Here is a 13,598-nt window from a genome sequence, read left to right as displayed (position 1 = left end):
CGCTGGATGTGCGTCGCGATTGAACGACCTGCTGCGAGCCCCGCCTAACCGTTTGCCGCCAGCCAGTCGGCCAGCGACGGCCGCTTGTTTCTCCCTCGTCCGCGCATGGCGGGTGACGCGATCATCGCGTTGAGCACCGCTTCCTGCGTCGTCTCTGCGGCCGCCTGGAACAGAATGTCGATCCTGTCCTCCACGAGTATCTCGCGCACGACAAAATCGCTCGAAGCAAAATGGGCGACGCGCCCTGCCGTGGTGAACGCCAGCGCGATGTCGCCGCTGCCATTGCCGTAAAAGGCGCCCAGACGCGCAAGGCCGGCCCCGGCGCGCTTTGCAATCCGTTTGAGTTGCCTGCTTTCCAGCGGCACATCGGTGGCTAGGACGACAATGACGGAGCCGCGCTCCTCCGCCCGTTTCAGATCCTTCGGATGCGGCCTCCTGCCATCCGGCAGGACCAGGTCGCCCGGCCGGCCGAAATTTGCCAGCACAAGCGCGCCGAGCGTGAACCTGCGCCCATCCAGTTCATACACGCGCGAAGCCGAGCCGATGCCGCCCTTGAAGCCGAAGGCGCTCATCCCGGTGCCTGCCCCCACGCTGCCCTGTTCGAAGCTCTCCGACGCCGCTTCGATCGCCGCGACCACATGCGCTTCCGTCAGGGCCATGGCCTGGATGTCGCTGAGATAGCCGTCATTGCATTCCAGGACCACCGGATTGACGGTTCCGGTCGAGCGGCCGATTTCCGGGTTCTCCGAAATGGCCCGGCGGATCAGTGCATTGACGCCAGTGCCGACCCCGAAAGTGTTGGTCAGAAGCACGGGCGTTTCCAGCGTGCCCAGTTCATCCACCTGTACGAGCCCGGCGCTTTTGCCGAATCCGTTGATCACCTCGACCGCAGCGGTAAGCTTTTCGCAGAAGAGATTGCCCTGATGAGGCAGCAGCGCCGTAAATCCGGTCCGTAAGTCTCCGTCTCTCAAGGTGAAATGACCGACAGTCACACCCGCAACATCTGCAATCGTGTTGCCCTTCCCTGCCTCCAGCGTTCCACAGGCAAGACCATAAGAGCTGCAAGGGGAGCGGGATTTGGAAGACATGGGCACCTGACCTCAGATTCGAGCTTGCTCATTAAACAGGCAGACCCGGAGCAGGCTCAACACGAAAAAACCTCCACAAGGAGGCTCCTTCGTTTTGGACTTTGGGTTTTGGGCTGACTTAGAAACAAACCTGACGGTAGCCGACGACGATATATTGGCCGTGATAGGGGCTCCAGCGCTGGACCGGCTCGTTGTGGCAGCGCACAGGGGCGTAAACAGGGGCGTAATAGCGGGGTTTGGCCTGCGAGGCGATGATCGCACCGGCGGCAAGGCCGATGATGGCGCCGGCTGCGAGGGCTCCCCCGCGGTTCCTGTTCCCGGCGAAGGCTTCGTTCGGCGTGATGGTGACTGCGGCGGTTGCCAGAGTGGCAACGGCAACGGCGGCGATGGCAAACTTGCGAAACATGACGGCTCCTCTCGAATGATCTTCAACAGCAGGCTCATTGCTGATGAAAACCACCTTATGCCGCCGTTGCGTCCCAGGCTGTGACCACCATCACGTTGGGTCACTTTCACGCAATTGTGGTATGGAGGCGTGTAGTCTTCTGCTGTTTCGCTGACCTTGACCTACGTGAAAGGAGTTGCCGATGTGGGTGATCATGGCGGTTTCCATCCAGTTGCTGGCCGGGCCGAATGTCTGGCCTGTGACCGAAGAAGGCACCTTCGAAGATGAAGCCGCCTGTCAGGCCGCGCTCGACGAAGCCGTGCCGCGAACGCTGTCGGAAACCATGCGTCTTGCGTGGGAAGCGGGGGAACTGAAATACATCTGCGTCAAGGCGCGCGGCGCCGGCCCGTCCGCAAACTGACCGCCCCCGCACCGCATTTCCCCCGGCTGGCCGGTTTTCCGGGCAGCCGCAATTTACAAGTCACCCCGCACGCGCTAGAGCACGTCCGCAGAAACACCAGACGGTGGGCAAGAAAATACGGACGGACAGGCAGGCATGAGCGAGTTCAAATCGGACTTTCTAAACGTTCTTTCAGAACGCGGTTTCATTCATCAGATTTCCGATCCCAAGGGGCTCGATGACCTGTGCGCCACCGATACCGTAACCGCCTATATCGGCTTTGACTGCACGGCCCCGAGCCTGCATGCCGGTTCGCTCGTTCCGATCATGATGCTGCACTGGCTGCAAAAGACCGGACACCGTCCGATTGCGCTCATGGGCGGTGGCACCACCCGCGTCGGTGATCCGTCCGGCAAGGATGAATCGCGCAAGCTGCTCACCGACGAAGCGATCGAGGACAACAAGGCCGGCATCAGGAAGGTCTTCGAAAAGCTGCTGACATTCGGCGACGGCCCGACCGATGCCATGATGCTCGACAATGCCGACTGGCTGTTGAAGCTCAATTATGTCGACTTCCTGCGCGAGATCGGCCGGCACTTCTCCGTGAACCAGATGATCCAGCGCGATTCCGTCCGCCTGCGCCTGGAGCGCGAACAGCATCTGTCCTTCCTGGAATTCAACTACATGCTGCTCCAGGGCTACGACTACCTGGAAATCTACCGGCGCACCGGCTGCCGGCTGCAGATGGGCGGTTCCGACCAGTGGGGCAACATCCTTTCCGGCACCGACCTTGTCCGCCGCCTGGCTGATGTCGAGGCTTTCGCCCTCACCTCGCCGCTTCTGACCACAGCCTCCGGTGCCAAGATGGGCAAGACCGCGGCCGGCGCGGTCTGGCTGAACGAGGAACAGCTCGCCTCCTATGACTATTGGCAATATTGGCGCAACACGGAGGACGCCGATGTCGAACGCTTCCTGAAGCTGTTCACCGTACTGCCCATGGACGAAATTGCCCGCCTTGCCGCACTGGAAGGCTCCGAGATCAATGACGCAAAGAAGATCCTCGCTACCGAGGCGACGGCGCTGATCCATGGCCGGGAAAAGGCGGAAGCGGCAGCGGAGACCGCCCGCAAGGCCTTCGAGGAAGGCGAGTCGGCTGAAGGCCTGCCCACGGTGGAGGTTCCGAAATCCGACCTTGAAGCGGGGCTCGGCGTCCTGTCGGCTTTCGTCATCGCAGGCCTTTGCGCATCCAACGGCGATGTCCGGCGCAACATCAAGGGTGGCGCCGTCAGGATCAACGATCGCGGCGAACAGAACGAAAAGCGCCAGCTTTCCCTCGCAGACCTCACCGATGACGGCATCATCAAACTGTCGCTCGGAAAGAAGAAGCATGTGCTGCTGAAGCCGGTTTGACCACAGCCGGCAGGAGGCGCCGGGCTCGCTGCCCGGCCCGTCATGTCAATTCGATTGGAACTCGAACATCTTGCGGAAAATGCCCGGTGCGATCGCGGAGATCGGATTGACCGACAGAACCGGATCGGAGATGGAGCCGGAGAGCCGGTAGGTCACTCCGATCAGGCCTTCGCCGGAGCTGCCGCCAAGCGCAAATCCCAGCAGCGGAATTTTGGCAAAGAAGTTGTTCAGTGCATAGATCGGCACGAAGGTGCCGGTCAGGTTCAGCGTCTGCTGATTGAGATCCACCATCCCGCTCACCGTACCGCCCAGGGCGTTGCCCTGGAGGGTCCCGCGGATGACGGTCAAGGTGTCCACTTCGCGCGTGAAACTCAGATCGAGCGTATCGAAACTCGCTGAGCCTTCCGGCTCGCGGATGGCGACGGAGGTCGATGCGTCCAGATTGGAATTGACCCGGCGGTTTTGCTGGCGGATGCGCTGGATCGCCGGGTCTTCCGTGATGCGCAGGGAGCGCACTGTGAAATCGCCGACCCAGCTGTCTTCGTCGGCCATCGCGACGTTCAGCAAGCCGGTGCCGCCGCGCATGCGCTGATAGACATCAAGGAACCTGAGCGTTGCGCCCGTATTCGCAAACCGGCCGTTTGCGACCTGCGTGTCGTCCTCGTCGGTTACGGTGAATTCGAAATTGGCCCGGCCGTTGACGAGCCCCTTCAAGTCCGCAGTAACCAGGCCCTTCGCACCGGTCTCGACCTTGCCGGAGAACTTCTCGATGGTCTGCTTGTTGAACCCGGTCACCCGGTCGATCGTTGCAGCGATTCTGGCGCCCTTCGAGAAATCACCGCCGCCCTTGCTGCCGCCGGGGCTGCGCATGCTGCGGATGAGGCCGCGCGCATCAAAGGCGGAACCGGCGAAGATGATGTCGTAGCGCCCGTCGCCGGCCCGCTGGATGTCCACCTCGGCGTCGTCGCCCGGCCGCAGCCTGAATGTGTCGAAGGATGCGTGGGTAAGGTTGCCGTCCGCGGACAGCCGCATGGAGCCGCTCACGCGCGCGCCTTCCGCATCCAGCTTGAAATCCTTGATGCGGCGTTCGTCTTCCGTCTCGACCAGTTTGAACGAGGCTGTTGCCGGAACCCCCTTGGCCTTTTGCCAGCCAAGCGCCTGCAAGCGCACTTCCGTCTGCTGCAGGTCGACGACGAACTCCTGGCCGTCGCTCGCCTTGGTAACGCTCAAGGTCATGGCACCGTTCAGGAACGTTGTCAGGTCGATGCCCTTGTCCTTCAGCTGTTTGGCGGTGACCGACACGATCACGTCCTGCCTGGCCGCCACGCCGGATTCGCCGAGCGGCACGACAAGATCGATGTCGGCCCGCAGCCCGTCGAGAACCCCCTTGCCCGTGATGGCGACCTGGTTCCGGTCCGCTTCAAGCGAGACGTCCGCGTCCGCGACCGTGTGCCCCATGATCGGGTTGGTGTCGGTAAAATCCGTCAGCTCGCCGGTCGCACGCCAGTCGACATCGGCCAGATCGATCTCGTTGCCGAGCGGAAACTTCGCCTCGACATCCACGCGCCCGGAACCACTGACCCCGTCGTTCTTGAGGTCGGCACGGTCGAGAACGAGAAACGGCGCACTGTTCATGACCGCACCGAGATCCTCAGCCTTCCCTTTCATGCGTGTGGTGATCTGCGCGGTCTTGCCGTCCCGGAGCGGCAGGTCGAAGATCTTGAACACACCGGACGGCAACGCGATCTCGCCGCCTTTTGATGACGTCGCAGTGCCGTCGGTGGCAGCCACGGTCAGCACTTCATCCTGAACGGTAAGCGTCCCCTTGAGACCCCGGATCTGCGGAATGTTGCCGATCGGCGTGACCGCCGCATCGGAGAAAGTCATGTCGACACGCATGTCGTCGCCCGACCAGCCCGGGTCCGGGTTCCGATGATCGAAGCCGGGAGGCCGGATTGCGCCCGTATAGGAAACGCTGTCGATCGTCCCGGCGTCGATTCTGCTCGATGATCCAGCGCCGCGCGGGCGGAACGAGCGTGATCGGCCAGACCTGTTTGGCGAGCGCAACCGGGATTTGCTCTCCCTCGGCCGCCAGGGCCAGATTTGGCCCTTCAGACGTCAGCTGCAGCGATCCCACGCCGTGAATCACGGCCTTGCCGGACCTGGCCGTGAAGCGGTCGATGTTCAGCATGCGCTCTTCGGGATCAAAGCGGCCGCGCAACTGTATGCCATCGAGCATATGCGGCGCCTCGGCGACATCGGCGGGACCGAATTGCGGATATTTGGAATCCAGCCTGATGCCCCACTCTGACGTGCCCTCGACGTCCGGCTCGACCTCACCGGTAAAGAAGACCCGCGTATTGCCGCGAATGACGTGGGAGGTGGTGATGTCGACCGCCTTCTCCCCCTTGAACAACAGCGACAAGGCGGCATCGTCAAAAGCAACAAGTGTCTTGCCCAGCTGAAACCAGCCGTTACGGACACGGGCAACCGCATTGGCCGAAAGAAATTGGCCGCTGGCGTTCAGCGTGGCTTCGATCTTTGCAGATGCCGGAAGCCCGAGCCCCTTGCCGTGTTTGGAGGCCGCCTCGGGGTCGAGCAACTCCGCCAGGGTGATGCCGTTGACCACCACGCCGATGCTCTTGTGCTCGGCTCCTTGCGGCGCGCTACGGGCGAGTTCCATCCGCCAGTTCGAGACTTTTCCCGAAACCTTGGCAAAGGCTCTGATGACGCGATTGTTCCTGCGGAAGACGTCCGCATCGATCCCCTTGAAACGACGCGGTGTCTTGCCCGCCAGCTCGAACTCGCCGTCGCTGATCCGGACGAACTCCAGGCCGCGTCGGGCAAACTGGTCGTCCACCACATCGCTTATCCGGTCGACCGCCTCCATGAGCGGCTCCATGTCCGGCACTCGCGCAATCTTGCTGGTCAGTTGGACTTTGACGCGGGGCTTTTCAAATGCCAGCGACGAGAAATGGATCTTGCCAGCGTAAAGCGCATCCACATTTATGGGAGCAACGAGTTTTGGCAGGCGGACACTGACCGGTGACGGCCCGTCTATCTGCGCTTTGGCATCTTCAAGGATGATCTCCACGCCGCCGCGCGCGGTGAAATCGACGCTGGCGCGCTCAACCGAGAGCTCGACCGCCCCTCGGGTTCCCTGCATGGCCAAAAGGCTGCCCAGGAACGGAATGCGCACAGGACCGGTGGTGAACAGAACGGCCAGTGCGGCGATGGCGCAGACGACCGCGGCCGCCGTGAATAGCAGCAGCGCACGCTTGCCCCTGGACTTTTTTTGTGGTGCTGTCGCTGGTCCTGATGATCCGCCGGTCTTGGGCAAGTATTTCAGTCCAATCTTCCGCCTGTGAATACGCAACAGGCCTGTCAGAGCAAGCCGGAAAAAGGCGCCTGAACTGTCCTGCACAGCATTGAACGAGTCGCCGAGCAGCTTATGATACTGCGAAACCGGCAACTTTGCGACTGCTGCGAATTGTCAGACGGCCATTTCCCGGCATAAACGCGTAAACTGTGACGGAAGGAAGGCATGATGAGCGAGTTATCCCTCGGCGATGCGGCACCGGATTTCGATCTGGAAAGCGATGGCGGCAGCCGGGTCTGCCTCAGTGCTCTGAAAGGAAAACCCGTGGTGGTCTATTTCTATCCCAAGGACAACACGCCGGGCTGCACCAACGAGGCGATCTCATTTACGCAGCTCATCGGAGAATTCAACAAGTTAGGCGTCACAATAATCGGCGTGTCTCCCGATTCGGCCAAGAAGCATGACAACTTCATCGCCAAATATAATCTGGCCGTCCGGCTGGGTGCCGACACGCAAACCAGCACCGCGCAAGCCTACGGCGTCTGGGTCGAGAAATCCATGTATGGCAAGAAATACATGGGGGTCGAGCGCGCCACGTTTCTTGTGGATTCAGACGGAAAAATCGCCGGAATCTGGCGCAAGGTGAAAGTGCCGGGCCACGCCGAAGCCGTTCTTGATGCCGCCAGGTCACTTTGAGATCCGCCCGAACCAAGATTGCAGCCTTCAGGAACAGCATGCCGGACCCCGCCACGTCCCTGCCCTCCAGCCTCGTTGCCGGAGCCCGCGCCATCGTTTCCTCGCCGGATACGCAAGAAAAGGTCAGACTGGCCTATGCGGTTTCCAAAGCCTGGTTTCAGCGGGGACTGGCGCTTGGTTCCCCCTCGAAGGACGGGCTCATGCCCGACAGGCCGGGCAGACCTGACCATCCGGTGCTGCTGGCGCCCAGGGACATGCCCAAGCGCAGCCTCACCGGCAAGGCCGGCCGCCTGGCGCTCCTTCATTCCCTCGCCCATATCGAGCTGAATGCGGTCGACCTGACCTGGGATCTGATCGGCCGGTTCGCCCATGTGCGCCTGCCGCGGTCCTACTATGATGACTGGGTTCGGGTGGGGCTGGAGGAAGCCAAGCATTTCTCCATGCTTCAGGACCGCCTTGCCGGACTGGACGCCCGCTATGGCGACATGCCCGCCCATGACGGACTGTGGCAGGCCGCGCAGGACACCGGCCATGATCTGGCAGCGAGGCTCGCGATCATTCCGCTGGTGCTCGAAGCGCGCGGGCTCGACATAACCCCGCCGATGATCGAAAAGGCGCGCCAGATCGGCGATGAAGACACCGCCAAATGTCTGGAGGTCATCTACAGGGACGAGAAGAACCACGTCGCCTTCGGCGCCAAGTGGTTCCGGTTTTTGTGCGACCGGCAGGGAATCAGTCCCGAACCGGCCTTTCACCTCTTCGTCCGCAAACATTTCCGCGGAGCGCTGAAACCGCCCTTCAACGACCGGGCACGATCGGAAGCTGGCTTAACCCCCGGTTTTTACAAGCCTCTTGCGCCGTTGATCGGTTGATTTTCGCGCTCGTGCAGACGAATTATTAACCTTACCAAACTCTAATCACACTCAGTTCAATTGCAGAATGCAGCCAGCGACTGAGTGACCATGCGACAGCGCCAAGAAACGACGCGATACTACCAGGCTCCCCGGACGGCGCCACGTCATCCCGTTCCGGATCAGGGGACCAGGGCCACGACTTATGCCCTGCGGCCGGTGCATCTTGTCTGCGGTGCCCTGGCCTGCGCCACGGCAACGTTGGCGATTGCCGGAAGCATCGGCTACTACGTTCTGCGCGGCGACATGATGGCCGAGGCCAGGGCAGAGCGCACCGAACTGGTCCTGCAGTACAGAAATCATATCGACCGTCTGCGGGCGGAAATCGAGAACCTGACGAGCCGCCAGATGGTCGACAGGGAAACCGTCGAAATCCAGGTCATGGACGTACTGCGCCGCCAGCAGGATCTCAATCAGCGCCACGCGATCGTTGCCGATCTCGTTGCCCGCGCCGAGAGCAACGGCATTTATCTCGGTGACGGCAAACCGCTTCCCCCGCAAAACCATCCCTCGACGCACGCGGCCTCGCGTCCCTCGAGAAAGAGGATAAGTTCGCTATCGGCGGCGAAAGCCAGCTGATCGATGAACCGGTCAAGGCTCTGGGGCTACGCGATACCACCACCGGACCCTTCGACCCGCTGAGCATCCTGCAGCAGCCGGCCGCAAACGCTCCCGAGTCAGATCCCGACGCAAAAAAACTCTGAAAAACAAGCCGCTCTCAGCGCGGTAAAAGCGCATATCTCCGAAATGGGCGACGAAAGCACCGCGGCGGTGGATGCCATCACCATTGCCACGGAGAGCCGCATCGAGGACATTCTCGACATCACCCGTTCTCTCGCGCCATCTGTCAACGAGGCACTGCGCGAGACGGCTGCCATCGGCGGCCCGTTTCTGCCGATATCGGAAGAGAATTTTTCAGATCGCCTGAACAGGGCGAACAGCGCGGTCGAGATACTGCGGCGCGTCAGGTTCACGGCCCTGCGCCTGCCGGTCAAACGTCCCGTCCACAACGGCGCGGCAGTGTCCAGCAGCTACGGTCCGCGAGTGGACCCCTTCCTGGGCCGCCTCGCCATGCATACGGGCATCGACTTCAAGGCCCCCTACGGCGCCCGCGTTTTCGCCACGGCGCCCGGCACCGTGATCAGCGCGGAACGTCACGGCGGCTATGGCAAGATGGTCGAGATCCATCACGCAAACGGGTTCACCACCCGCTATGCCCACCTCAGCCGTCTCCAGGTGAAGGAAGGCGACCATGTGCTGGCAGGAGACCTGATCGGCAATGTCGGCTCCACCGGCCGCTCGACCGGACCACACCTGCACTATGAAATCCGGCGGCACGACAAACCGAGCAATCCGGCCGCGTTTCTTTCCGCGGGCGACCGGCTGGCGGCCCTGTAAGAACGGGGCCAAAAGGCCCCGTGCTGTTCAAACTGCAATGTCGGATGTCCGGGCGCGGGCCGTTCTAGTCCACGTCTTCGACTTCGACCGGATCGCCGCCAAACACCCGTTGTGCCAGCGCCGCCTCCATGAACTTGTCGAGGTCGCCGTCGAGAACGTCGCCGGGAGACGTGCTTTCCACGCCCGTTCTGAGATCCTTCACCAGCTGATAGGGCTGCAGCACATAGGACCGGATCTGGTGGCCCCAGCCGATATCCGTCTTGGACGCAGCTTCGGCACTTGCAGCTTCTTCCCGCTTCTTCAGTTCCGCCTCGTAAAGCCGGGCCTTCAACATGCCCCAGGCAGTCGCGCGGTTCTTGTGCTGGGAGCGCTCGGACTGGCACTGCACCACGATCCCGGTCGGCTGGTGCGTGATACGCACCGCAGAGTCCGTCGTGTTGACGTGCTGGCCGCCCGCGCCCGATGCGCGATAGGTATCGATGCGGCAATCGCTTTCATTGATATCGATATCAATGGAATCGTCGACCACCGGATAGACCCAGGCACTTGAAAAGCTCGTATGCCGGCGCGCATTGCTGTCATACGGCGAAATGCGTACCAGGCGGTGAACGCCGGATTCGGTCTTCAGCCACCCATAGGCATTTTCACCCTTGACCAACAGGGTCGCCGACTTGATGCCGGCTTCTTCGCCGTCATGGTACTCCAACAGTTCGACCTTGAAGCCATGCTTCTCCGCCCAACGGCGGTACATGCGCAGCAGCATAGAGGCCCAGTCCTGGCTTTCTGTACCGCCCGCACCCGAGTTGATTTCCAGGTAGGTGTCGTTCGCGTCGGCTTCCCCGGACAAAAGCGATTTCAGCTGGAGTTGGGTGACCTTGTCGCGCAGCCCGCGCAGCGCCTGTTCGGCTTCCGCGACGACAGACTTGTCATCTTCCATTTCACCGAGCTCGATCAGCTCGACATTGTCGGACAGATCCCGCTCAAGTTCCTTGACCCCACTGATGCCGTCGTCCAGTTGCTGGCGCTCGCGCATTAGTTTCTGTGCTTTTGTCGGGTCGTTCCACAGTTCCGGATCTTCGGATAGGGCGTTCAGCTCCTCCAACCGGACCAGTGCCTGATCCCAGTCAAAGATGCCTCCTCAGCAGGCTTATGGCCTGCTTGATTTCATCGACGATCGCTTCCATTTCGGCGCGCATCGGATACCTCGCTTTGATTTACGTGGAGCGGCCCGGCCTCCTTGAACAGAGGCCCGGGCCGGGAATTGGAGCGGGAATTTAGCCGGGCCGCCTGCCGCTGTAAACCAGGACGGGCGTTTAAGCTCCGCAAACCTTTCCCGGCCGGGAATGGCCGGGTCAGTAAAGGCCGCCGGTGCCGTTGAGAACGGCCTGGCCGGCCTCGGGCGAAACCGTGTGCGACACGCCCATGGATCTCGTCGAAACCGATGACGGAGTAGCTGTCCGGCGGTGCCATGCCCGGCTTGAAGGCTTCCAGTATCGCACCCGGCGTCCCCGCAGCGGTTCGGAGCCCCGTGCCGCGGTTGATCGGGATCAGTTCCAGGCCGCGCGGGACGCGGAATTCGACCGGCGGCTTGCCTGCCAGCGCCTTTTTCAGGAAATCCGTGAAGATTGGCGCGGCAATCTGACCGCCCGTCGCCCCGCGACCCATCGGTTTCGGATCATCGAAACCGACGAAGACACCGACCGCAATATCCGGGGTATAGCCCACGAACCAGGCATCCTTTTCGTCATTGGTCGTGCCGGTCTTGCCGGCAACCGGACGGCCCAGGGCCCTGACGGATGTTGCCGTGCCACGCTGAACCACGCCTTCCATCATGGAGGTGATCTGGTAGGCGGTCATCGGATCGAGAACCTGTTCGCGGTCATCGATCAGGTTCGGCTCGTCCTGATTTTCCCACACATCCTGCGTGCAGCCGTCACAAATGCGGCTGTCATGCTTGTAGATGGTGCGGCCGTAACGGTCCTGGATCCTGTCGATCAAAGTCGGACGCACCTTCTTGCCGCCATTTGCGATCGTCGCGTAGGCGGTGGTCAGGCGCAGTACGGTGGTTTCACCGGCGCCGAGCGACATGGCAAGGACCGGGAGCATATTGTCGTATATGCCGAAGCGCTTGGCGTACTCGGCCACAAGCGGCATGCCCATGTCCTGCGCGAGACGGACCGTCATCACGTTCCGGGAAAGCTCGATCCCGGTGCGCAGGGTCGACGGGCCGTAGAACTTGCCGCCGTAATTCTGCGGCCGCCATGTTCCAAGACCCGGTCCCTGGCTGACTTCAAGGGGAGCATCCATGACGACGGACGACGGCGTATAGCCGTTGTCGAGGGCCGCGGCATAGATGAACGGCTTGAAGGATGAACCGGGCTGGCGGTAAGCCTGCGTGGCACGGTTGAACTCACTCTGTGCAAAGCTGAATCCACCAACCATCGCGCGAACGCGGCCCGTATAGGGGTCCATGGCCACCAGGGCGCCGGATACTTTGGGGATCTGGCGCAGTTCATATGTGCCGGGAGCAACCGGGCTCTCCTCCACATAGACGACGTCGCCCGGCGCAAGAACATCCGAAACCGAACTCGGCGTCTTGCCGTCGACCCGCGCCCATTTCATGGTCTCCAGGAACAACGGGCCGGTCTTGCGCTCATCGGACAGCTCGCCGCTGACCTTGCGCTCAGGCTGAATTCCAACCTTGGCCTCCGAGTCGCCGCTTTCCAGAACCACGGCGAGCTGCCATTCCGGCAGATCGCTCAACGCTTCGATCTTTGCCAAGTCGACACCCCAGTCGGCGTCGAGCGTTATCCGCTCGACGGGACCGCGCCAGTTGCCGCGCTTGCGGTCGAAGTCGATCAACCCGTCCATCAGAGACTTGCGCGCCAGGTTCTGAAGTTCGGGATCCAGGGTCGAGCGGACCGACAATCCACCTTCGTAGAGGCGCTCATGTCCAAAGATTTCCGCAACTTCACGGCGGACCTCCTCGGTAAAGTATTCGGCGGCAAAGAGACGTGAACCGGTTTTGCGCGGTTTGACGACAATCGGCTTCTGCTTGGCGGCCTCGCCCTCCTGCGTGTCGATATAGCCATCAGCCATCATGCGATCGAGCACGTAGTTGCGCCGGCCGACAGCCGCTTCCGTCTCCTTGTAGGGATGATAATTGCTCGGCCCCTTGGGAAGTGCGGCCAGGTAGGCGACTTCCTCCAGGGACAGCTCATGCACCGACTTGTCGAAATATATGAGCGAGGCGGCCGCGACACCATAGGCACCGAAGCCGAAATAGATCTCGTTCAGGTAAAGCTCGAGGATCTGGTCCTTGGTATAGGCCTGTTCGATCCGCAGGGAGAGAATGGCTTCCATGACCTTGCGCTCATAGGCGGCAGAGCGCCGGTTCTTCTCCTCGCTCACCAGATCGGAAAGCAGGAAGTTCTTGGCCACCTGCTGCGTGATCGTCGACGCGCCCTCGGGGCGGCGTCCCGAACCGTAATTCTGGATGAAACGAACCGCCGCGCGGGCAATACCCTCGGGATCGACACCGATATGCGAGTAGAAATTCTTGTCTTCCGCCGCGATGAACGCCTCTTTCACCCGATCCGGAATTGCCTGGATCGGCAGGAACATGCGCCGCTGGGTCGCATATTCGGCCATGAGGCTGCCGTCGGAGGCGTGAACTCGGGTCATGACCGGCGGCTCATAGTTCTTCAGTGCGGTATAGTCCGGCAGGCCATCATTGAGATGCTGCAGATACATCCAGACCCCCGCGGCAGCAAGCAGTCCGAGAACTGCGCCGATGCCGAACAGATAGCCAAAAAACTTCACCAAGAATTTCATACTGCGGGCTCGTCTTTCCCCGTCTGGGCTTCCAGGATTTTAACATGGAAACATTATTCCGGCACCATGGCCGTCTGACACACGCTTTAACCGACTTCCTCATCCACCAATATGGCGATGCTGAGGCAGAAGTCAGCCAAGATCTTCAATTTCCGTT

At 61.4% G+C, this 13,598-nt stretch carries 11 protein-coding genes and 1 pseudogene; 6 read left to right on the top strand and 6 right to left on the bottom strand.

The window, feature by feature from the left end:
* Nucleotides 1-44 precede the first annotated feature (44 nt).
* Nucleotides 45-1,088 (bottom strand): DmpA family aminopeptidase, encoded by a 1,044-nt coding sequence (locus ON753_RS08910; protein WP_265962184.1) that lies wholly within the window; start codon nt 1,086-1,088, stop codon nt 45-47.
* A gap of 118 nt (nt 1,089-1,206) precedes the next feature.
* Complete coding sequence (locus ON753_RS08905; protein ID WP_264417562.1) at nt 1,207-1,494, bottom strand: hypothetical protein; 288 nt, start codon at nt 1,492-1,494, stop codon at nt 1,207-1,209.
* A gap of 181 nt (nt 1,495-1,675) precedes the next feature.
* Between ON753_RS08905 and ON753_RS08900 the strand changes: the two genes are divergently transcribed.
* Both ON753_RS08900 and tyrS read left to right on the top strand, forming a co-directional pair.
* Nucleotides 1,676-1,894: a hypothetical protein gene (locus tag ON753_RS08900; RefSeq protein WP_265962183.1), complete on the top strand. Its 219-nt coding sequence runs from the start codon at nt 1,676-1,678 to the stop codon at nt 1,892-1,894.
* 135 nt (nt 1,895-2,029) lie between these two features.
* The gene (gene tyrS / locus ON753_RS08895) at nt 2,030-3,283 is read left to right on the top strand and encodes a tyrosine--tRNA ligase (RefSeq protein WP_265962182.1); all 1,254 of its coding nucleotides are present in this window, start codon (nt 2,030-2,032) and stop codon (nt 3,281-3,283) included.
* Between the two features lie 45 nt (nt 3,284-3,328).
* On the opposite strand, the gene ON753_RS08890 is transcribed toward tyrS, so the two are convergent.
* Nucleotides 3,329-5,182: an AsmA-like C-terminal domain-containing protein gene (locus ON753_RS08890; RefSeq protein ID WP_265962181.1), complete on the bottom strand. Its 1,854-nt coding sequence runs from the start codon at nt 5,180-5,182 to the stop codon at nt 3,329-3,331.
* Nucleotides 5,085-6,623 carry a translocation/assembly module TamB domain-containing protein gene (locus ON753_RS08885; RefSeq protein ID WP_265962180.1) on the bottom strand — a complete coding sequence of 513 codons (1,539 nt, stop codon included), beginning with the start codon at nt 6,621-6,623 and terminating at the stop codon, nt 5,085-5,087. Before ON753_RS08885 ends, ON753_RS08890 begins: the two co-directional genes overlap by 98 nt.
* Nucleotides 6,624-6,830: 207 nt before the next feature.
* Between ON753_RS08885 and bcp the strand changes: the two genes are divergently transcribed.
* The 4 genes from bcp to ON753_RS08865 all read left to right on the top strand — a co-directional run bounded on the left by bcp (nt 6,831) and on the right by ON753_RS08865 (nt 9,607).
* Complete coding sequence (gene bcp / locus ON753_RS08880; RefSeq protein WP_265962179.1) at nt 6,831-7,298, top strand: thioredoxin-dependent thiol peroxidase; 468 nt, start codon at nt 6,831-6,833, stop codon at nt 7,296-7,298.
* Nucleotides 7,299-7,336: 38 nt separating this feature from the next.
* The gene (locus ON753_RS08875) at nt 7,337-8,170 is read left to right on the top strand and encodes a ferritin-like domain-containing protein (RefSeq protein WP_265962178.1); all 834 of its coding nucleotides are present in this window, start codon (nt 7,337-7,339) and stop codon (nt 8,168-8,170) included.
* Between the two features lie 90 nt (nt 8,171-8,260).
* Nucleotides 8,261-8,788: a hypothetical protein gene (locus ON753_RS08870; protein WP_265962177.1), complete on the top strand. Its 528-nt coding sequence runs from the start codon at nt 8,261-8,263 to the stop codon at nt 8,786-8,788.
* A 168-nt stretch (nt 8,789-8,956) separates the two neighbouring features.
* A complete protein-coding gene (locus ON753_RS08865; protein ID WP_265962176.1) occupies nt 8,957-9,607 on the top strand; it encodes a M23 family metallopeptidase in 651 nt (216 codons plus the stop codon).
* 64 nt (nt 9,608-9,671) lie between these two features.
* Here ON753_RS08865 and prfB read toward each other — a convergent pair.
* Together prfB and ON753_RS08855 are read right to left on the bottom strand one after the other, a co-directional pair.
* Nucleotides 9,672-10,803 (bottom strand): peptide chain release factor 2 gene (gene prfB, locus ON753_RS08860; protein ID WP_265962175.1). Its coding sequence is split into 2 segments (ribosomal slippage): nt 9,672-10,733 and nt 10,735-10,803, totalling 1,131 coding nucleotides; the frame shifts between segments, so codons are not numbered across the junction.
* Nucleotides 10,804-10,959: 156 nt separating this feature from the next.
* A pseudogene (locus ON753_RS08855) lies at nt 10,960-13,432 on the bottom strand (penicillin-binding protein 1A).
* Nucleotides 13,433-13,598: the final 166 nt, after the last annotated feature.

This window comes from Roseibium salinum, from assembly GCF_026240905.1.
Lineage (GTDB): Bacteria > Pseudomonadota > Alphaproteobacteria > Rhizobiales > Stappiaceae > Roseibium > Roseibium salinum.
This window is presented reverse-complemented; position numbering and strand designations above follow the sequence as displayed.

Bases quoted from the DNA above. Each gene is read 5' to 3' on its own strand.
- ON753_RS08890 (WP_265962181.1), bottom strand. From the start codon at position 5,182: ATGCGTGTCGACATGACTTTCTCCGATGCGGCGGTCACGCCGATCGGC.
- ON753_RS08910 (WP_265962184.1), bottom strand. From the start codon at position 1,088: ATGTCTTCCAAATCCCGCTCCCCTTGCAGCTCTTATGGTCTTGCCTGT.
- ON753_RS08865 (WP_265962176.1), top strand. From the start codon at position 8,957: ATGGGCGACGAAAGCACCGCGGCGGTGGATGCCATCACCATTGCCACG.
- ON753_RS08905 (WP_264417562.1), bottom strand. From the start codon at position 1,494: ATGTTTCGCAAGTTTGCCATCGCCGCCGTTGCCGTTGCCACTCTGGCA.
- ON753_RS08870 (WP_265962177.1), top strand. From the start codon at position 8,261: ATGCGACAGCGCCAAGAAACGACGCGATACTACCAGGCTCCCCGGACG.
- ON753_RS08900 (WP_265962183.1), top strand. From the start codon at position 1,676: ATGTGGGTGATCATGGCGGTTTCCATCCAGTTGCTGGCCGGGCCGAAT.
- ON753_RS08875 (WP_265962178.1), top strand. From the start codon at position 7,337: ATGCCGGACCCCGCCACGTCCCTGCCCTCCAGCCTCGTTGCCGGAGCC.
- tyrS (WP_265962182.1), top strand. From the start codon at position 2,030: ATGAGCGAGTTCAAATCGGACTTTCTAAACGTTCTTTCAGAACGCGGT.
- bcp (WP_265962179.1), top strand. From the start codon at position 6,831: ATGAGCGAGTTATCCCTCGGCGATGCGGCACCGGATTTCGATCTGGAA.